The following is an 18,902-nucleotide window of genomic DNA, read 5'->3' on the forward strand; positions in this document are numbered from 1 at the left end:
AGCCCACAACTGTGTAGCCTGTCCACCATGAGTGAGATTTCCTTCCGCTGGCTCACCAACCAGCACTCGCTGAACCTGCGCCCGCTCGTTGAGGGCAAACCCGCGTTCAGCACCATCCATGCTTCAGAGCTCGCGGACCCCACCGAGTTCACCTCACCCGGCGCGCTCATGCTCACTCTGGGGCTCGTTTTCCGCGACGACCCAGAAGGCTTCGAGCACTATGCCGCTGCTCTCGCCGAAGCCGGAGTACACGGCATTGGTTTCGGTACCGGTCTCGCCTTCGCCGAGGTACCACCCGCGCTGACCCGCGCCTGTTCCCAGCACCACCTCACCCTTTTCGAGATCCCGCGCGCCACCCGCTTCGTGTCCATCACTACTGCGGTAGCCCAGGAACAGGCCCGCCTCGAAAACAATGCGCACTTCACCTTCCACCGCCAACAAGAGCGCCTCAATCACGCAGCTGTGTCGGGCATCCAAGCGCTCATCGATGAGGCGAGCAATCAACTCAGCGCCGCTGTAGCAGTAGCTAGTTCTTCCGGAGCGGTACTCAGCCAGAGAGATCAGGAGCAGCTCAGCGCAGCCAGCGCCGCGGTGGAGGCCACGGAGCAGACGGGGCGGGGCACGGGGACGTCGACAAGCACAGGTGCTACCATCACCAGCACCTTCGGCTCCGCGGGCCGGCGTTGGGCCGTCGCCGCCAGGCGCTCGGAGAAGTTCGATTCCTATTCGCGCGCGCTCATCCGGCATCTATCGGGTCTGGCCAGCCTGCTGCTTGATCACCCCGATGGCAACAACCACGCTATTCTCGGGGCGCTAGCGCTTGATGCCCAGCTCGCCGGCGTTGACTCCCCCGCCCTGCACGCGGCCTTTCACTTGATTGATGGCCACGATCTCGTGGATGTTCTCTATGTCACGGCCTCGACCCCGTCGCGCCTCGCGCGCACAGTGAGTGAGATCGGCAAGGCCGAGCCGCACAGCTTCGTCCGCCCGGAACAGGATTCTGCACTTCTCATGCTCCCTCCGGGAACCGCAACCTCACACCTGTTCAAGAAACAGTCGCGCTACCTTCGCGTCTCCGCCCTTCGGGGTGTTGCGTGGCAGGAGCTGAACCCAGCACTGCTGTCTTCTCTTCAAAGCCATGCGCGCAGCCTGCCCCTTGGCACCGTAGCGGCCTTTGATTCTGCTGCGCCTACCTGGCTGGTGGAACCCGGCGTCTCGGAGGCCCTCGGCGCCCGGCGCGCGGCCACGGTCAGCCGCTTGGCCGCCCACGACGTGCAGCACAACACCGAGCTGCTCGCTCCCTTGCGCGCCTTCCTCGTGGGCAACGCCAACTTGGCCACCGCTGCGGCGGAGCTGGGCGTTCACCGCCACACCGTGCGCGCCCGGCTAGACAAGGTAGAAAACCTCTGCGGGGTGGACCTGAGCAATCCCGTCACCCGTGCGGAACTCCTCTTACTCAGCATCGACTCTTAGGGCTTCAGTCCGTAACACTCACTCCGAGAATCAGAAGCTCCGCTGCCACGAGCGGGTCCTTGAGATCTACCTCGAGGAGATCCTCCAAGTCCGCGATGCGCTTGCGCACGGTATGCCGGTGCGACTGCAGCTCCTCAGCGGTACGGCTCACGTGCCCGCCCGCACGCAGGTAGACCTCCAGGGTTTCCGCCAACTCGGTGCCGTGCTCCGCGTCGTATGCGCGCACCTTGCCCCAGGTTTCTTCGGCGCGGTTGTGCACCGCGCCCTTGACCCTGGGATCCCTGGTCCAGCTCAACGTCCGCGATTCTGGCCCCGCCAACATCCCGGGCTGAAGCCCGAAAGCGAAGGACTCTAGTTCGCGGACAATGCCTACGCCCAGCTCGGCCCACGGCATGGGCTGACCCACGACGATGCGCTTGCTACCGCGGATATCGCGCAACAAGTCCTGCAGGTTCTTCATCGTGCGGCTTCCTCTGAAAAGCAGGAGGCTGGAGGATTTATCCAGCGTGTATTCGAAAAGCAAGCGCCCGTGGTCCTGCAGGCGGGCGTCCAGGGCGTGGAGGAAGCGCTGGTGGGCGCGCTCGCCCTCCGATTTCACCAAGACCGGACGCACGCGGCCCTGTGCATCGCCCACGAGCCGGAAGATGCGGCGCATGGGATCCTCCGGCTGGTCCATACCCAACTGAATGGCCATCGCCATGGAGTTGAGTTCGTTTTGGGTGCGCCGTAATTCCTGCGGGCGCTTCACGGTAAGCTCCGCCAGGCCGGCGGCCTGCTTGAGCAGCGCGCGCTCGTTCACACCGAAACTCTCACGCGCCACCGCCAGCAGCCCGAAGGAGCGCGCACCGTGGTCGGCCAAGCGCTGGGCCAAGACATTCCACCCGCCCACGCGGCGAGCGGCATAGAAGTTCTGGGCGCGGGTATCGGCAATCACCGGACCCCACTCCACCGGTGGGAGCCCGGGGTGGCTCGACTGCGCGAAGACCCGCCCATCCTTATCTACGAGGCAGGTATGCGCGCCCAACAGTCGGCTGGTTTTGTCCACGAGGGCGTCGAGGCCGGACACGGCGGCGTCGTTGAGCGCGCCCTGCTGAGCAATGAAGAGCTCCAAGCCTTCCTCCCGCTGGCGCTGCAACTCGTCGTGCAAACGCGCGAGCACGGAGACGAAAGGCACGCGCCGCGCCACCGTGAAGAGTGAAATATCGCAGTCCCGGGCGGCCTCCACCATGCCGGGTGGAACCTCAGCGAGAGCTAAACCAGCCAAGCCCACCCCGTCCTCCCCGCGGCCACCCTGGAACGTACTCCACCAGCTGATCGGGTTGCCCTCAAAGGCCATACCAGTGACAGGATGACGCCCCGAGCCCACAAACTCGCGGGGATCACGCAGCTCACATGGGTGCATCACGGAAAACGGCCGCTCGCAATCGTGCAGCACGTCAATCCCCAGATCGGGTTGGCTAGCCAACCATCTGAGAGAAACGTTTCCTTCTTCTAGTCCGGCAGCTACCCCCTTATCCAATGTGGACAATTTCTCACCATTCTTTCACCAGATTGTCTATGGCCCTTCTGAAGTCTAGCCGTCAGAATGACCCACGTCATAAAAAATTCCGAGTATTAAGGAGCAGACAGCATGCAGGATCTCAAGCACCGCCTCCCCCAGGAGCGGAATGTCTCCACCGCAATCCCTGGCCCCCGCAGCCAGGAGCTGAATGCCGCCCGTGAAGCAGACGTCGCCGCTGGCGTCATCCCGGGCTACCCCTCCTACATCACCGACGGTGACGGTGGCGTGCTTGTCGACGTCGACGGCAACACCATCGTCGACTTCGCATCCGGCATCGCCGTGACCTCCGTCGGCGCTTCCAACCAGCGCGTTGCCAAGGCCGTCGCCGAGGCCGCCAGCCACCTCACCCACACCTGCTTCCTCAACGCTCCGTACCAGGGCTTCATTGATGTCTGCAAGAAGCTCAACGAGCTGACCCCGGGCACCCACGAGAAGAAGACCTGCCTCTTCTCCACCGGCGCTGAGGCAGTGGAGAACGCCATCAAGATCGCTCGCCGCTACACCGGCAAGAACCGCGTTGTGGTCTTCGACGGTGCCTTCCACGGCCGCACCAACCTCACCATGACCATGACCGCCAAGAACAAGCCCTACAAGCAGGGCTTTGGCACCCTGGCCGCTGATATCTACCGCGCGCCGATGTCCTACCCGCTGCGCGACGGCCTCGACGGCAAGCAGGCTGCAGCGCGCACCCTGCGCTACATCGAGCAGTACGTCGGCACCGAGGAGCTGGCTGCCGTCATCATCGAGCCGGTGCAGGGCGAGGGCGGCTTCGTCGAGCCGGCCAAGGGCTTCCTCCCGGCACTGCAGGAATGGTGCACCGACAATGGCGTCGTCTTCATCGCCGATGAGATCCAGGCCGGCATCTGCCGCACTGGTTCCTGGTTCGCCTGCGATGACGAGGGCATCATCCCAGACCTCATCACCACCGCCAAGGGCGTGGGCGGCGGCATGCCGCTGTCCGCGGTGACCGGCCGCGCCGAGATCATGGATGCCCCGGACCCGGGCTCCCTGGGCGGCACCTACGCCGGTAACCCGGTGGCCTGTGCTGCTTCCCTGGCAGCCTTCGAGGAGATGGAGGAGCTGGATCTGGCTTCCCGCGCCCGCGAGATCGAGGCCATCATCCGCGAAGAGCTGGAGCCGCTGCTCGAGCTCACCACCGTCGCCGAGGTCCGCGGCCGCGGCGCCATGATCGCCATCGAGCTGGTCGACGACAACAACCAGCCGAACGCTGACCTCACCGCCAAGGTGGCCAAGACCTGCCGCGAGCAGGGCGTGCTCATCCTCACCTGCGGCCTCGACGGCAACGTCATCCGCCTCCTGCCGCCGCTGGTCATCAACGAGTCCACCCTGCGCGACGGCCTCCAGGTCCTGGCCGAAGCCATCCGCGCAAACTAACCCGAACCACCACCGTCTTAAAGGAGACACATCACCATGAAGATCTACGATTGCATCATCCTCGGCACCGGCTACGGCGGACTGGGCATGGGCGCCCAGCTGGTCCGCGACGAGCAGAAGGACTTCCTCATCCTCGAGGCCGCCGATGAGGTCGGCGGCGTCTGGCGCGACAACACCTACCCGGGCGCTGCTTGCGATACCCAGGCTCTGATCTACTGCTACTCCTACTTCCTCAACCTCGGCGTGTCCCGCATGTTCGCCGGCCAGGACGAGATGCAGGGCTACCTCAAGGCTCTCGCCGAGGAGTTCAACCTCTACGACCACATCAAGTTCAACCACCGCATCACCCGCGCCGAGTGGAAGGAAGACCTCAAGGCATGGGAGATCGAGGCTAACGGCGAGACCTACTACGGCCGCGTCTTCGTTGGCGCGTGGGGCCAGCTCTCCAAGCCGAAGATCCCGAACTTCCCGAACCGCGAGGCTTTCCAGGGCGTGCAGTTCCACTCCGCTGAGTGGAACCACGACGTTGACCTAGCCGGCAAGAAGGTTGCTGTCATCGGCAACGCTGCTTCTGCAGTTCAGCTGGTTCCGGAGGTCGCCGAGGTCGCGGAGAAGCTCTCCGTGTTCCAGCGCTCCGCTAACTACATCCTGCCGCGCAACCAGGTCATCTTCACCGAGGAAGAGCTCAAGGAGTTCAAGGAGAACCCGGATTCCTACCGCGCTATCCGCCAGGAGATCCACGAGGTTCGCGAGGAAGGCTTCGACCGCACCCGTAAGGGCACCGATTCCGCTGCCGAGGGTGTTGAGCAGGCCATGGAGCACCTGCGCTCCCAGGTCAACGACCCGGAGCTGGTGGAGAAACTCACCCCGAACTTCGCCTTCGGCTGCAAGCGCATCCTGCGCTCCGATAACTTCTACCCCACCTTCAACCGCGACAACGTAGAGCTCATCACCGCTGGCATCGAGAAGTTCACCGAGACCGGCATCCGCACCGATGACGGTGCCGAGCACGACTTCGACGTGGTCATCTACGCCACCGGCTTCTACTCCCAGGAGTTCCAGGGTGACCTGCCGATTGCTGGCCGCGACGGCATCGACCTGCGCGAGCGCTGGGGCAACTCCCCGGAGGCGTACCTGGGCATGACCGTGGACGGCTTCCCGAACTTCTTCATGCTCTACGGCCCGAACACCAACCTCAACCACCACTCCGTGGTGGCCATGCTCGAGGCACAGGACCGCTACATCTCCCAGGCCGTTGCGTACCTGCGCGAGAACCCGGAGGCAGCCCTGGATGTGAAGAAGAACGTCATCGACGAGTTCAACACCCGCATCCAGAAGGAGCTTGAGGAATCTGCGTTCTCCGCTGACTGCTCCTCCTGGTACAAGAACGAGGAAGGCCGCGTCATCAACAACTGGTCCGGCAACGTCGCCGAGTACTACGAGCTCACCGACAAGCTCGAGCTCAACGACTACGAGCTGGTCTAGGAGGCAGTTTCACAATGCACACTCTGCACGACGAATTCTCCGGGCGTCCCGTCGCTGAGGATGCGTGGAAGGCGCTGAAGCCATTCCGCGATGGTGGGGCGAAGTCCTTCCATAACTTCCCCATCCCGCAGGTGCGTGAGAACTACGTAGCCTCGGCCCACGCCAACCCGCTCCACGAAGAGAAGGAACCGACAACCACCGACTTCCAGGTCGAGGAGTTTCAGGTTCGCCTCTACGACCCCCGCCCGGAGGCGGAGCGCGGCCAGGAGACCCCGGCGGTGCTCTACATGCACGGCGGTGGCTGGCTCATGGGTAACCTGGAGACCCACGACTCCTCGGTACGCCGTATCGCGGTGCTCACCGGGTTCCCGGTTGTGGCTGTGGACTACCGCCTCGCCCCGGAGCACACCTACCCGGCAGCTATCGACGATTGCCGCGCCGCCTATCGCTGGTTGTCCAACCCAGAGGCAGAGCACGGCCTGACCGTCAGCTCCATCTCGGTGGCCGGCGACTCGGCCGGCGGCCAGCTCGCCGCCGTGATGGCGAACGAGTTCGTGGGTGAGGAGGGCGTCGCCAAGCTCAGCTCCCAGATCCTGCTCTACCCGATCACGGATTGCTCCCGCGAACGAACCGAGAACGGTGCCTCCTACAAGCGCCTGGAGGAAGGCTTCCCGTTGGCCTCTGACACCATGCGCTGGTTCATCGATACCTTCGTTACGGAGGAATCGCAGCGCACGGCGAAGGACCTCTCCCCGCTGCTGCACGAGCTGCCGGAGGGCCTGCCCCCGTCACTCGTTATCACGGTGGATAACGATCCGCTGGCGGACGAGGGAATCGAGTACGCCGGCAAGCTGGCCAAGGCAGGCGTCGACGTCACGCACAAGCACCTTCTGGGCTACCACCACGGGCTGTTTACCTCTGCTGCGATCATTGACCGCGGCGAGGAGGAGCTCGCTGGCATCGCCGAGTTCATCAAGGCGGCAGCGAACTAAAAGCTTCCGCTCCATCACGCACGGGGCAGGCACCTTACCTAGGCCGCCTGCCCCGTTTGCATAAGTACACTTTTCTATCCATCTAAAGTTAGGTTCACCATGCTCAAGCGCTCATTTGGTATCGCGATGGCATTCATCGGCGTGCTCGCGGGTGCCTCTTTCGCTTCGGGCCGCGAGGCCCTCCAGTATTTCGTTGCTTTCGGCAACATGGGCGTCGTCGGCGCCATCGTAACGGCACTGGCCATGACCATCTCCGGCATCACCATTCTCCAATTAGGTTCTTATCACCGCGCCAAAGAGCACACCTCCGTGTTCAACGCGGTGTCCACCCCCATTGTGTCGAAGATCCTCGATATCGCCACGCTGACCTGTCTGTTCTGCATCGGCTTCGCCATGTTTGCCGGTGCCGGCGCCAACCTCAACCAGCAATGGGGCTGGCCAGTGTGGATCGGCGCCGTCCTCATGCTCGTCCTCACCCTGCTGACTGGTTTGCTCGACGTGGACAAGGTGACCATCGCCATCGGTGCTATCACCCCGTTCATCATCGTCTTGCTGACCATCGGCACGGTCTACACCGTGCTCACCTCCAACCCAGATTGGTCACACCTCAATGAGCAGGCGCAGCAGCTTCCTACGACGCTGCCCAACTGGTGGGTCTCCGCCATCAATAACCTGGGACTGAACGTCATCGTGGTGGTCTCCATGATGATCGTCATCGGCGGCAACTTCCTCGACGCCAAGGAGGTGGGCTACGGCGGCATTCTCGGCGGCGCATGCTTCCTCTTCCTGCTGGCGGTCCTGGTCGGCGGTCTCTACGTCTCCGTAGGCCCGATCACCGAGGCCGAGATGCCAACGCTGGCCATGATTGAGCAGATTCACCCGGCGCTCGGTATCGCCATGTCCGTCGCCATCTACGGCATGATTTATAACACCGCGATTGGTATGTTCTATGCCTTTGCCAAGCGCCTCACCCGCGGCAAGCCGCAGAACTTCTACAAGGTCTATGTCATCTCCGTGCTCATCGGCTTCGTGCTTTCCTTCATCGGCTTCTCCAACCTCATCGGCTGGGTCTACCCGATTCTTGGATACATGGGCATTGCCATCATGTTCATCATCGGCTTCGCATGGTTGAAGAACCGCAAGGACCTGCAATCTGAGGCCGACCTGCGCCGCCGCGCGCGTGAGCTACTCAAGAAGCGCTTTGAGAATGACAACCACCTCTCCGATGAGGAGGCTCGTGAGCTAGTGGCCATCGCTCGTAACTCCTCCATCCCGGAATCTGACTTCATCAAGGAGATCATGACCGAGGTTGATTCCGAGGACATTCCGGAAGAGCTGCAGATCGGTGACGGCAAGCTCCACGCGCTGATTACCGGCAAGCCCATCCCGCGCAGCAAGAAGAAGGTGTAGTTCTCTCCACTCCCCCTCTCACTCTCTACTCTCACACCTTCTCCGTGCCCCCGCATCCAGCCGCCTAGCGCTGCAAGCGGGGGCGCAGCGCTTTCCACAGCGCCCACAAAACCAGATCCGCATCGGAGAACCGGATCCGTTCCTCCAGAGCTTCCAGCCGGTGCCGGACCGTATTGGCGTGCACGCCCACGGCCTTCGCGGCCCGGGCCACGGAGAAGCTTTCAGCTTCATAGGCGCGAAAGATCTCTTCGCCATCCTTAATCCCCTCAATCGCGCGGTCGAGCTCCCCCACCGCGTCCTCCAAGCCGCGCTGGCCCAGGTAGGCCGCTGCCTTCTCGATGGCACTGCAGTGAGCAAACTCCAGGCTCTGCAGGTGCAAGGAATGCATGCGTTCTACCACCACGGCGGCAAGCAGGGCCTGGAGCCACGCTGCCGGGCCTTCCTCAACGGTATCGAAGGGATCAGAAAGCCCGACGGAGCCGAAGAGCACGTCCGCGATCTTCCCCTCCGCTCCCGAATGGGTAGTCAACACGCAGGTGCGGCCGGACACGTAGCCCAGCACCAGCGGCACGCCCGCGTCCTGGGCCAAGGCGAAGGCCTTATCGCGCACGTCGCTGCGGTAGGAGTCCTTGACGGAATCGGAGACAAGGAGCCGCATCTTGGCTTGCTCCGAAAAGCCCCGCCTGCGCAACGTGGTGGCCACTTCTTCCCTATTCGAATTCTCATCGCACAACGCCACCATCAGCGCGCTCGATTCGGCGACGTGGTTGCGCTGGATGTTTCTCTGCGCCACCAGGGAAGCGGTGAGCAGCTCCTCCAGCCGCAGCGGGTCGTCGAGCATCTATTCGCTGCCCAGATCACGCGCTGGTCGAGAGAGTTCGCCCAGTCAGCCGCAAAGTTCGCCCCACGCATGTCGTGTGCTGTGTTTATCACCACCGACAGGGAACGCGCGATACTCCGCGCGGGCAGCTCGCCGGCGGCGGCAATAACCCGGCCATCAACGGTCAACAGCAGCAAGGAATCCCCGCTGAACCTGGCAAAGCGCGCAAGGATCTCGGATTCCGGCGCCGGGTTGACCAACCCGGGGCTTAATTGCCCGATGGTGCTGAGCTTGCGCCAGGATGCCAGGTTGGGTTGGCGCCGCAAAAGCTCATCCACCGCGCGCCGGATATCTTGGCGCGTGATCCCGTCGGTGCCGTACAGGACGGCGCCGGTTCCCTCCACCGAGTCCAGGACTTCCTGCTCATCGAACTCGGAGTCGAGGAAGATGACCCCGGCGGCGTCGACCAGCCGGCGCTGGATGGCACGCGGGTTTCCCTCCGGCCGGGGAAGGACTAGCCAGTCCGCCACATCCCCATCCCCCTCGGCGCACAGCCCCACAAAATTCTCATCCTCGAGCGCCCTGCTCAAGCGGCGCAGCCGCGGCTCCATCACGACGAGATCGGTGATCCGCAGCACCGGATTATCTTGTGACGCCACTTATCCCTCCGAAAAATAGTGTCCTATCTTACTTTTCTCCGGCTAATTCTAGTATGCCCCAACCTGCTTGTTTGGAGTTTCCTCCACCTTCTCCGCTCTCAATTCACCGTTTCTCCATTGCTCCCCTCCTCGTGCCATATGAAGATTCCTCTCAACCGAATTCACCAGCCTTTGAAAGAGAGGTTCCCACCATGACGGGAAATAAACCTTTTCGCGTATCCGTCGACGTCGGAGGAACGTTCACCGATGTCGCGATTGTTAACACCGAGACCCACGAGTTGTCGGTGTCCAAGGTTCCCTCCACCCCGGACGACCCGATGAAGGCGGTGATGAACGGCCTCAAGCAGGCCGACGTCCAGCTCAACCAGGTCGAAGTGTTCTCCCACGGCACCACGGTGGCCACCAACGCGCTGATCCAGCGCCGCTTCCCACCGGCAGCGCTCATCACCACGAAGGGCTTCCGCGATGTTCTGGAAATCCGCGACGGCACCAAGGATGAGTTGTGGGATGCTTACAAGGACGTTCCGGATCCCTACATCCGCCGCCGCGACCGCTACGAGGTCGAAGAGCGCATCGACTTCGACGGCGCCGAGATCACCCCGTTGGATGAGGAAGAGGCTCGCCGCATCGCCGGGGTCCTGCGCCGCAAGAAGATTGAGACCGTCGCGGTCTGCTTCATCAACTCCCATGCCAATGCCTCCCACGAGGAGCGCATGGCGGAGATCCTGCGCGAGGAGCTTCCCGACGCCACCGTCTCCACCTCCTCCGAAATCCTCCCGGAGATCTTCGAGCACGACCGCTTCTCCACGACCGTCGCCAATGCGGTCCTGGCCCCGCTCGTCTCCGGCTACGTCAACCGTCTGTCCCGCCAGCTCGAGGAAGGCGGCTACGACGGAGACCTGCTCCTCCTCCACTCCGGCGGCGGTTCCATGACCCCGGAGATGGTGACCCGCTACCCGGTCCGCCTGGCTGCCTCCGGCATTGCGGCCGGCGCCATCGCGGTGCAGGACATCGCCACTCGCTGTGGCTACTCCAACGCGATTGGCCTGGAGATGGGCGGTACCTCCACCGATATCGCCTTGGTCTACGAAGGTGACATCCGCATCACCAAGCAGTGGCAGGTCGAGTACGGCTTCCCCATCTGCTTCCCGTCCATCGAGGTCGGCACCATCGGCGCCGGCGGCGGCTCGCTGGCCTGGATCGATGAGGCAGGTTCCCTGCGCAACGGCCCGCAGTCCGCGGGCGCGGATCCGGGACCGGTCTGCTACGAGCGCGGCGGCACCGATGCCACCAACACCGATGCCAACGTCACCCTCGGCCGCCTCGGCACCGAGCTCATCGGCGGTGCACTGAAGCTGAACCCGGATGCCGCGCGCGAGGCCGTCAACAAGACGGTTGCAGAGCCGCTCAACCTTGAGCTCGAAGCCGCAGCCGAGAACATCATCCAGGTGGCCAACGCCAACATGGCCGATGCGGTTCGCCTGCTGTCCATCCGCCGCGGTTACGACCCGCGTGACTTCGTCCTCGTGGTCGGCGGCGGCGCCGGCGCCCTGCACGGCGCTGAGGTCGCCCGCGATCTGTCCATCCCCACTGTCGTGGTCCCGCCGCACCCAGGCGTGACCTCCGCCCAGGGCTGCTTGCTCGTGGACATCCGACACGACATCACCAAGATGTACCAAGCACCGGTGGACGAGGTGGACACCACCGAACTGCGCAAGGAATTCCAGGCGCTGATCTCCGAGGCCCGCGAGCGCCTGGAGAAGGAGCACGTCCCGGAGGAGCGCATGAAGTTCAAGCTGACCGCGTCCATGCGCTACCGCGGCCAGTGGCGTTCCCTGACGGTGGAAATCCCCGAGTCCGATAACCCGCTCGATGATGCCGTCGCCATGTTCCACGATGAGCACGAGCGCGAGTACTCCTTCGCCGACCGCGACGGCGCGGTGGAGTTCTACCAGATTGGCCTCATCGCCATCGGCGAGCTTGAGAACCCGCCCTTCAAGCACTACGAGGTCGAAGAGCACGAGGCAGAGCTCCCGGAGACCACCCGCCCCGTCTACTTCTCCGCGCACGGCGGCTGGGCCGATGTCCCGATTTATCACCGCCCCGACCTGAAGGCCGGTGCCAAGCTCAACGGCCCGGCCATCATCGACCAGTTCGATGCCACCACCGTCATTCCGCCTGGAGACCGTGCAGAAATTGATGAGTGGTCCAACATCCGTATCCACATCGGCAAGGCCACCAACGCCTAAGACCCTCGCCTTCAGACTCTCCTTTGAAAGGAATCGACATGACTACGACTCATACACAGCCACAGAAACCGTCGCCGTCCTCTTCCGGCCGCCGCACGCTCGACCCGGTTACCTTCGAGGTTCTCAAGAACGCTTTTGCCACCTCGGTCAACCTCATGTCCGAGCAGATTCTGCGCACCTGCTACTCCTTCGTCATTTACTCGCGTGACTTCTCCTCCGCGCTGTGTGACGCCGAGGGCAACACCGTGATGCAGGGAAACCAGGACATCGCCGTACACGTCGGCACCCTGCACTTCCAGTGCCAGGCCGTGCTCAAGGAATTCGGCGATGACATCCACGAAGGCGACGTTTTCGCCATCAACGACCCCTACCAGGGCGGCACGCACATGAATGACGTGTCCTTCCTGCGCCCCATCTTCCACGAGGGCACCCTACTGGCCTTCGCGCAGAACAAGGGCCACTGGGCCGATGCCGGAGGCTCCGTCCCGGGCTCCTTCGACGTCTCCGCGACCGACTACTACACCGAGGGCCTGCGCATCACCCCGGTGCGCGTGTGGTCCAAGGGCGTGTTCCTCAAGGACGTCGCCAAGCTCCTGGCTGGCAACACCCGCAGCCCCGAGATCGTCATGGGCGACCTCAAGGCCCAGGCCGAGGCCACCGCGGTCTGTGAGCGCGAAATCCACCGCCTCGTGGACAAGTACTCCTTCGACACCGTGCGCACCGCGCTGCGTGAGGTCCAGGACTACGTGGAAGACATCGTCACCTCCCGTGTGGCCGCGCTTGACGACGGCGAGTGGTCCACCATCGACTACATCGACCTCGACCCGGCCAAGGAAGAGGGCCTCGTTCCCATCAAGGTAACGATGCGCATCAAGGGCGGACGCCTCTCCTACTCGCTGGACGGTTCCGCGCCGGCGGTGGCCAGCTTCCTCAACGCGGGCTATGGCTCCGCGTTCTCCGGAATCGTCGCCGGTACCAAAACCTTCTTCCCCGACGTGCCACTAAACTCCGGACTCTACCGCGCTATGGACATCGACCTCGGCCCGGAGGGAACCGTGGTCAACGCCGGAATGCCGCACGCGGTGACCGGCTTCTGTTCCGGCCCCTTCGAGAAGATCATGAACGCGGTCTTCGAGCTGTGGTCCCAACTCATGCAAGAGCGCGCCATGGCCTGTGCCTTCAACCTGGAGTACCTGCTCATCGGTGGTTGGGACACCCGTGACGCGAAGAAACCAGAGGACAAGGGCGAGTTCTTCATGTGGTACGACTGGATGGCTGGCGGCTGGGGCGGCCGCGTCGACCGCGACGGTTCCTCCGCCACCGCACCGGTCTTCGGCCCGGGCCTGGCGGTCCAGCCGGTCGAAGGCCAGGAGCGTCTCTCCCCCGTTATCACCAGCCACCACGCACTGGTGACTGACTCGGCGGGCCCCGGCAAGTTCCGCGGCGGTGTGGGTGTAACCAAGGGCGGTGTGCTCACGGATGCGAACAAGACCGTCATGAGCTACTGCTGTGACCGCTCGCGTTCCGTGACCTGGGGCATCGAGGGTGGTCTGCCCTCCATCCCGCAGGGCGTGTGGCTCAACCGCGGCACCCCGGATGAGCAGTACCTCGGCGCGCTGTTCTCCAACGTTCCGGTGGGCCCGGGCGATACCTTCGAGCGCCCCTCCGCCGGTGGCGGCGGCTTCGGCGATGCCCTGGAGCGCGACCCGAAGGCCGTGCTGGAGGACGTCATCGATGGCTACGTCTCCGTGGGCCGTGCCGCCAAGGACTACGGCGTTGTCATCCACCCCGTTGACCCAGAGATCGACGAGTACGAGCTCGACGAGGAGGAAACCGCGAAGCTGCGTGAGGAGCTGCGCTCTACCCGCCTGGACAAGCTGGCGGAGTCCCCGGAGTCCGTGGCTGAGCGCTACAACGCCGGCGAGTTGGACCAGCTCGACCTGGTCCGCCACTACGGCGTCATCCTCGACTGGGCCACCGGTGAGCTCCTGCCCACCACCACCCAGCAGTACCGCGAGCAGATGACCAAGCGTTCCTCTTCCCACTGGAAGTAGGTAGCGCCCCGGCTAGCCCCCTAAGCTAGGGGGCATGTCTCTCCTCGGCCCCGTACTCTCCCACCTCGCCAGCGGCACCCGCGTCCCCGACGAGCTGCGCGAGCAACTGGCGGCCGAGGAGCTTGGCGCGCTTCGGGCCGTTGAGGAAACCATGCGCGCCAACCACACGTGGCGGGTGATGTCGACGAAACTGCTCGACGTCTCCCAGATGCTCAACTCGGGCCGCGAATCCACCGACATCCTCCAGGCGATTGTGCGCCACGCACGCTCCACCATCGGCACGGAGGTGGGCTACCTCAGCCTCAACGATGAGGACACCGGCTTTACCAAGGTGCTGGCCACCAGCGGCGTGGTCACCGAGGAATTCCGCACCATCAACATGCCCATGGGCTCCGGAATCCTCGGCATCGTGGCCGCCACTAACCGCCCGGCGTGGACCTATGACCATTCTGTGGATCCCAACGTCACGCACGTGGATTACGTGGACCGTGCGGTAGAAGCCGAAGGAATCCGCGGGATCCTCGGCGCCCCGATCCGCATTTCTGGGCGCACCATCGGCGCGCTTCTCGTGGGGGATCGCCACCCGCGTCACTACACGCACGAGGAAATCGCAGCGCTCGAGGTGCTCGGCTCTATTACCTCCGTGGCGCTAGAGAATGCCCAAGTCATTGAGAGCCAGGGCGAATCCGTCGCGGAGCTTACCCGCTCCCAAATTGCGCTGAGCCGCCACGTGGACGAATTGCAGTGGCTCAACGACGTCAACACGCAGCTGCTCCACGTGCTGATGAACAATCCCAGCTTCGAGGAGCTCGAGCGCGTGCTAGCTAAAAGCCTCGATGCGCCGGTCACGCTGTGGACCGCGGAGGATGCCCCGGACACTCCCCCAACCAGCACGTTCCCCGTGGAGTTTAACGGGCGGGCACTGGGCACGATTGGTGTCGACAAGCAGCTCAGCGACGCCGAATTGCGCGTCATCAGCCACGCCTCTGCGGCCTTTACCGCGATTGCGCTTTTTGCTGAGGCGCTTGTCGACGCCACCGCGCGCAAAGTCGACGACCTCGTCTACGCCGTAGCACTAGGCAACGCCGGGCGCGAGGAGATCGCCCGCCTGCGCCACCTCACAGGCATCAGCCTGAACTCTTCGGCACAGCTGTATTTCGTAGGCCTGCACTCAGCCAAGAACCTGCCCACCCGCCCCCAGCTGGAGCACCTCCTGCCAGGTAACGCCGCCATTACGCACCACGACCAACACGTGTGCGTGCTGTACCAACCGGATCGGGATATCGATAAGGCGCTGGCCCCTCTGCTGTCTGAATTCCCTGAGTTGACGGTCTCCGCCATCGGCTTCGACGGCCTGAGCTCCGCGCGCAGCGCCCACGATTCCGCCATGGCCTACCTGGATTCAGCACTCGCTTTGGGCTTGCGCAGCCAGCTGGTCACCGAGGACTCCCTGGGCACGGTAGGCCTCATCCTGGGCGCGGACCCGCAGGCGCTGAACGCGCTGTCCACGCGCACCATCGGCCCGCTGGTGCGCTACGACGAGGAGCACTCCACCGAGTTGACCGCTACCGCGCACCACTACTTGCTCTCCGGGCACAGCATTCCGCAGACCGCCCGGGCGATGTTCATCCACCCCAACACAGTGCGCCAACGCCTCGATCGGATCGCTGAGCTCATGGGTGAGGAGTGGGCCGTGGGCCAGCGCGGCCTCGATGTCTTTGTGGCGTTGCGCGCCCACTCCCTCAGCAGGTAGAGAATTCCCCATCCGCTTAACGGCCCGGTGTAGTTTTTCCCATACCGTTCCGCCCCTCCTTAACGCCCGGTGGCGTACATTGCGATGCATTAACCCCATCTCATGTCTGGAGGTATCTATGTCTGACACGATTACCATTCGCGGCGCCGTTCTGGAGCGCTCCGGCGACGAGCGCCCCTACGCCGACTCCAAGCCGATCACCGTGAGCGAGCTCGAGCTCTCCGCTCCCGGCGAGGGCGAGATCCTGGTCAAGATCACCGCTGCTGGCCTGTGCCACTCTGACCTTTCCGTGGTCAACAACAACCGCCCCCGTCCGCTGCCGATGCTGCTGGGCCACGAGTCCGCCGGCATCGTCGAAGAGATCGGCCCGGGTGTTACCAACGTCAAGGTCGGCGACCACGTGGTCATGACCTTCCTCCCGCGCTGCGGTGAGTGCGCCGGCTGCAAGACCGACGGCAAGATGCCGTGTGAGGTCGGCTCCAAGACCAACAACGAGGGCACCCTCATCCGCGGCACCCGCCACCTCACCCGCAACGGTGAGACGATCCAGCACCACCTCGGTGTCTCCGGCTTCGCCACCCACGCCGTGGTCTCCGAGCTCTCCGTCGTGCCAGTGGGCTCCGATGTCCCGGCGGACATCGCCGCTATTCTCGGCTGCGCCATCCTCACCGGTGGCGGCGCCGTGCTCAACGAGATCGATCCAAAGCCGGAGGACAGCATCGCCGTCGTCGGCCTCGGTGGCGTTGGCATGGCCGCCATCATTACCGCCGCTGCGCTCGGCGTGAAGGAGATCGTGGGCATCGACATGCAGAAGGACAAGTGCGAGAAGGCCATCGAAATCGGCGCTACCTCCGCGATGACCCCACAGGAAGCTGAGGAGTCCGGCAAGAAGTTCACCGCCGTCGTGGAGGCCGCCGGCCACCCGAAGGCACTGGAGACCGCCTACAAGGTCACCGCACCGGGCGGCCTGACCGTCACCGTCGGCCTGCCGGCACCGGGCTCCACCATCACCATCGACCCGCTCGTAATGACCGCCGAAGCACGCCGCGTCCACGGCTGCTACCTGGGCTCCTCCGTCCCGTCGAAGGACATCCCGAAGTACGAGCAACTGTGGCGCGAGGGCAAGCTCAACGCTGAGGCCCTCATCTCCGACCACATCAAGCTCGAGGACATCAACACCGCGATGGACCGCCTGTCCGACGGTGTGGCACTGCGCCAGATCATCGAGTTCGACTAACCAAGGTTCGACTAAACCTCAAGCGCTAAACCTCAACGAACCTCTCACCTTTCCTCACCAAGCCCTGCGCGCTTCACGCCCGCTGGGCTTGGTCCCTTTTCTTTGAAAGGAGGCCGTCATGGCCGAAACCACCGAAGCCACCGAACCCGAAGACCAGGGCATCGGTCAAGCTTCACCCCACTGGAAGATGGGGCCCTTCGATGTCCGCCTGCCCTTCGTGCACTACCGCATGGAATGGCCGGACTTCGCCCAAGGCTTGTTCATGTGCGTGGTCGACCTGGGCGCTATCCCCCTGATGACTGAGGCCCTCGGCATGCCTTACGAGGCGGCACTGGCCGTCGTTATGCTCAACGGCCTTCTCTACCTCACCCACCACCTCTTGGGTGACCCGGTTGTCCCGGGCTGGATTACCCCGGCGATTCCGTTGCTGACGGTCTATATCCAGACCTTCCCGGAGGGTGAGCAGCGTGTGTGGGCGCTCATCAGCTTCCAGCTCTTGCTAGGCATATTCTCATTAACGCTAGGCATAACGGGATGGGCATCGAAGGTCGTCCGACTCATTCCCTCGGGCTTGCGCTCCGGCATCGTCCTTGGCGCCGGTATCGCTGCCATCGTCTCGGTGTTCCAGGAAGGCGGACGTTTCCACTCCTTCCCCATTACCATCACCATCGCGGTGGCTGTGGCCTTCTTCCTCATGTACTCCCGTGGCTTCCAAGCCCTACGACAGAAGGCCGCCGGTTGGCGCTTCCTGGCTTCGCTAGGCATCCTGCCTGCTATCTTCGTCGCGGTCTTCGTCGCACCACTAGCTGGCGAGGCTCCCTGGCCGGACGTGGAGTGGGGTTTCTCCAAACCAGATTTCATGACCCTGTGGTCTGAGTACACCGTCTTCGGGATCGGTCTTCCGCCGGCACATATGTTCCTCACCGCCATCCCCACGGTGCTGGCTGCCTACATCGTCGTCTTCGGTGACGTCTTGCAGGCCAACGCAGTGCTTAAGGAAGCCGATCACGTCCGCACGGACGAGGCCGTAGTGTACAGCCCGTCGCGCGCACACCTGCTCTTCGGTGGCCGCAACATGCTGATGTCCATCATCGGCCCAGACGTCGCTATGTGTGGCCCGCTGTGGGCGGCGATGCACGTGGTCATCGTCGAGCGCTACAAGCAGGGCAAGCGCGCCATGCGTACCATCTTTGGCGGCGCGGGCTCCTTCCGTTGGGGTACCAACGTGGGTCTCCTGCTGCTGCCGATTACTTCTTTCGTCGAGCCCATCCTGCCGGTGGGTCTGGCGCTGACTCTCATCATCCAGGGCTTCGTGTCGGTGCGCGTGGGCATCATGGAGTCCAAGAACCAGAAGGATCTTGGCATCGCAGGTGTCACCGCCGGCGTGCTGGCCACCCAGGGTGCCGCGTGGGGCTTCGCCGCCGGCATCATCATGGTGCTCGTCGTCTATGGCAAGGACATGTTCAAGGACGAGCGCGACGGCACCATCCGCAGCTTCGATGAAATCGATCCGGAGGAAGGATTCGCCGACGCCCAGGCCGACTTCACCGAGCTGGCCGAGCTCAACGATCTGGATGCTGACGGCCGCCCGATCGATCCGAACGCCCCGAAGCCGAAGGACACCAGAAGCTAGACACCCAGAAACTAAACAGCGCGACACAGTGCCTGTGAACAGGCCTGAGTGCAAGACAGTGCGCGGGCCCCGAACACGGCGCCCGCACTGCTTAGCCTCTCCTCTTTAGATGGTCCCTTTACTCTGGTCTCTTAGCAGAGTGAAGGGACCATCTTTCTCTGGTTTTCAGCACACAGATGGT

13 protein-coding genes are annotated in these 18,902 nt (G+C 63.6%); 10 read left to right on the forward strand and 3 right to left on the reverse strand.

The window, feature by feature from the left end:
• Positions 1 to 27 precede the first annotated feature (27 nt).
• Positions 28 to 1,473: a PucR family transcriptional regulator gene (locus HWX44_RS09275; RefSeq protein WP_175974317.1), complete on the forward strand. Its 1,446-nt coding sequence runs from the start codon at positions 28 to 30 to the stop codon at positions 1,471 to 1,473.
• A gap of 4 nt (positions 1,474 to 1,477) precedes the next feature.
• Here the strand turns inward: HWX44_RS09275 and HWX44_RS09280 are convergent, their stop codons facing one another.
• Complete coding sequence (locus tag HWX44_RS09280; protein ID WP_254868160.1) at positions 1,478 to 2,938, reverse strand: helix-turn-helix domain-containing protein; 1,461 nt, start codon at positions 2,936 to 2,938, stop codon at positions 1,478 to 1,480.
• A gap of 165 nt (positions 2,939 to 3,103) precedes the next feature.
• Here HWX44_RS09280 and gabT point away from each other — a divergent pair, with 165 nt between their 5' ends.
• From gabT to HWX44_RS09300, 4 genes are all read left to right on the forward strand, one after another.
• A complete protein-coding gene (gabT, locus tag HWX44_RS09285; protein WP_046647719.1) occupies positions 3,104 to 4,429 on the forward strand; it encodes a 4-aminobutyrate--2-oxoglutarate transaminase in 1,326 nt (441 codons plus the stop codon).
• Positions 4,430 to 4,465: 36 nt separating this feature from the next.
• Positions 4,466 to 5,914, forward strand: a complete 1,449-nt coding sequence (locus HWX44_RS09290; RefSeq protein ID WP_046647718.1) for a flavin-containing monooxygenase — start codon at positions 4,466 to 4,468, stop codon at positions 5,912 to 5,914.
• Positions 5,915 to 5,928: 14 nt separating this feature from the next.
• Positions 5,929 to 6,906, forward strand: a complete 978-nt coding sequence (locus tag HWX44_RS09295) for an alpha/beta hydrolase (protein ID WP_175974319.1) — start codon at positions 5,929 to 5,931, stop codon at positions 6,904 to 6,906.
• A 99-nt stretch (positions 6,907 to 7,005) separates the two neighbouring features.
• On the forward strand, positions 7,006 to 8,316 hold the full coding sequence (locus HWX44_RS09300; protein ID WP_049156025.1) for a YkvI family membrane protein: 1,311 nt from the start codon (positions 7,006 to 7,008) through the stop codon (positions 8,314 to 8,316).
• A 64-nt stretch (positions 8,317 to 8,380) separates the two neighbouring features.
• On the opposite strand, the gene HWX44_RS13330 is transcribed toward HWX44_RS09300, so the two are convergent.
• A complete protein-coding gene (locus HWX44_RS13330) occupies positions 8,381 to 9,157 on the reverse strand; it encodes a helix-turn-helix domain-containing protein (protein ID WP_254868161.1) in 777 nt (258 codons plus the stop codon).
• On the reverse strand, positions 9,058 to 9,795 hold the full coding sequence (locus HWX44_RS13335) for a hypothetical protein (RefSeq protein ID WP_254868162.1): 738 nt from the start codon (positions 9,793 to 9,795) through the stop codon (positions 9,058 to 9,060). Before HWX44_RS13335 ends, HWX44_RS13330 begins: the two co-directional genes overlap by 100 nt.
• 191 nt (positions 9,796 to 9,986) lie before the next feature.
• Between HWX44_RS13335 and HWX44_RS09310 the strand changes: the two genes are divergently transcribed.
• From HWX44_RS09310 to HWX44_RS09330, 5 genes are all read left to right on the forward strand, one after another.
• A complete protein-coding gene (locus tag HWX44_RS09310) occupies positions 9,987 to 12,044 on the forward strand; it encodes a hydantoinase/oxoprolinase family protein (protein ID WP_175974321.1) in 2,058 nt (685 codons plus the stop codon).
• A gap of 38 nt (positions 12,045 to 12,082) precedes the next feature.
• A complete protein-coding gene (locus HWX44_RS09315) occupies positions 12,083 to 14,098 on the forward strand; it encodes a hydantoinase B/oxoprolinase family protein (protein WP_175974323.1) in 2,016 nt (671 codons plus the stop codon).
• Positions 14,099 to 14,132: 34 nt separating this feature from the next.
• Complete coding sequence (locus tag HWX44_RS09320; protein WP_175974325.1) at positions 14,133 to 15,851, forward strand: helix-turn-helix domain-containing protein; 1,719 nt, start codon at positions 14,133 to 14,135, stop codon at positions 15,849 to 15,851.
• A gap of 118 nt (positions 15,852 to 15,969) precedes the next feature.
• Entirely contained in the window at positions 15,970 to 17,088 is a 1,119-nt protein-coding gene (locus HWX44_RS09325) for an alcohol dehydrogenase catalytic domain-containing protein (protein ID WP_070512342.1), read from the forward strand.
• 118 nt (positions 17,089 to 17,206) lie between these two features.
• A complete protein-coding gene (locus HWX44_RS09330) occupies positions 17,207 to 18,721 on the forward strand; it encodes a hypothetical protein (RefSeq protein WP_175974327.1) in 1,515 nt (504 codons plus the stop codon).
• The last annotated feature ends 181 nt before the right edge of the window (positions 18,722 to 18,902 follow it).

Source organism: Corynebacterium sp. Marseille-Q2823, assembly GCF_903645345.1.
In the GTDB taxonomy this organism is placed as follows: Bacteria; Actinomycetota; Actinomycetes; order Mycobacteriales; family Mycobacteriaceae; genus Corynebacterium; species Corynebacterium hiratae.

Coding starts and splice junctions, on each gene's coding strand:
- HWX44_RS09275 (WP_175974317.1), top strand. CDS start 28: ATGAGTGAGATTTCCTTCCGCTGGCTCACCAACCAGCACTCGCTGAAC.
- gabT (WP_046647719.1), top strand. CDS start 3,104: ATGCAGGATCTCAAGCACCGCCTCCCCCAGGAGCGGAATGTCTCCACC.
- HWX44_RS09290 (WP_046647718.1), top strand. CDS start 4,466: ATGAAGATCTACGATTGCATCATCCTCGGCACCGGCTACGGCGGACTG.
- HWX44_RS09295 (WP_175974319.1), top strand. CDS start 5,929: ATGCACACTCTGCACGACGAATTCTCCGGGCGTCCCGTCGCTGAGGAT.
- HWX44_RS09300 (WP_049156025.1), top strand. CDS start 7,006: ATGCTCAAGCGCTCATTTGGTATCGCGATGGCATTCATCGGCGTGCTC.
- HWX44_RS13330 (WP_254868161.1), bottom strand. CDS start 9,157: ATGCTCGACGACCCGCTGCGGCTGGAGGAGCTGCTCACCGCTTCCCTG.
- HWX44_RS09310 (WP_175974321.1), top strand. CDS start 9,987: ATGACGGGAAATAAACCTTTTCGCGTATCCGTCGACGTCGGAGGAACG.
- HWX44_RS09315 (WP_175974323.1), top strand. CDS start 12,083: ATGACTACGACTCATACACAGCCACAGAAACCGTCGCCGTCCTCTTCC.
- HWX44_RS09320 (WP_175974325.1), top strand. CDS start 14,133: ATGTCTCTCCTCGGCCCCGTACTCTCCCACCTCGCCAGCGGCACCCGC.
- HWX44_RS09325 (WP_070512342.1), top strand. CDS start 15,970: ATGTCTGACACGATTACCATTCGCGGCGCCGTTCTGGAGCGCTCCGGC.
- HWX44_RS09330 (WP_175974327.1), top strand. CDS start 17,207: ATGGCCGAAACCACCGAAGCCACCGAACCCGAAGACCAGGGCATCGGT.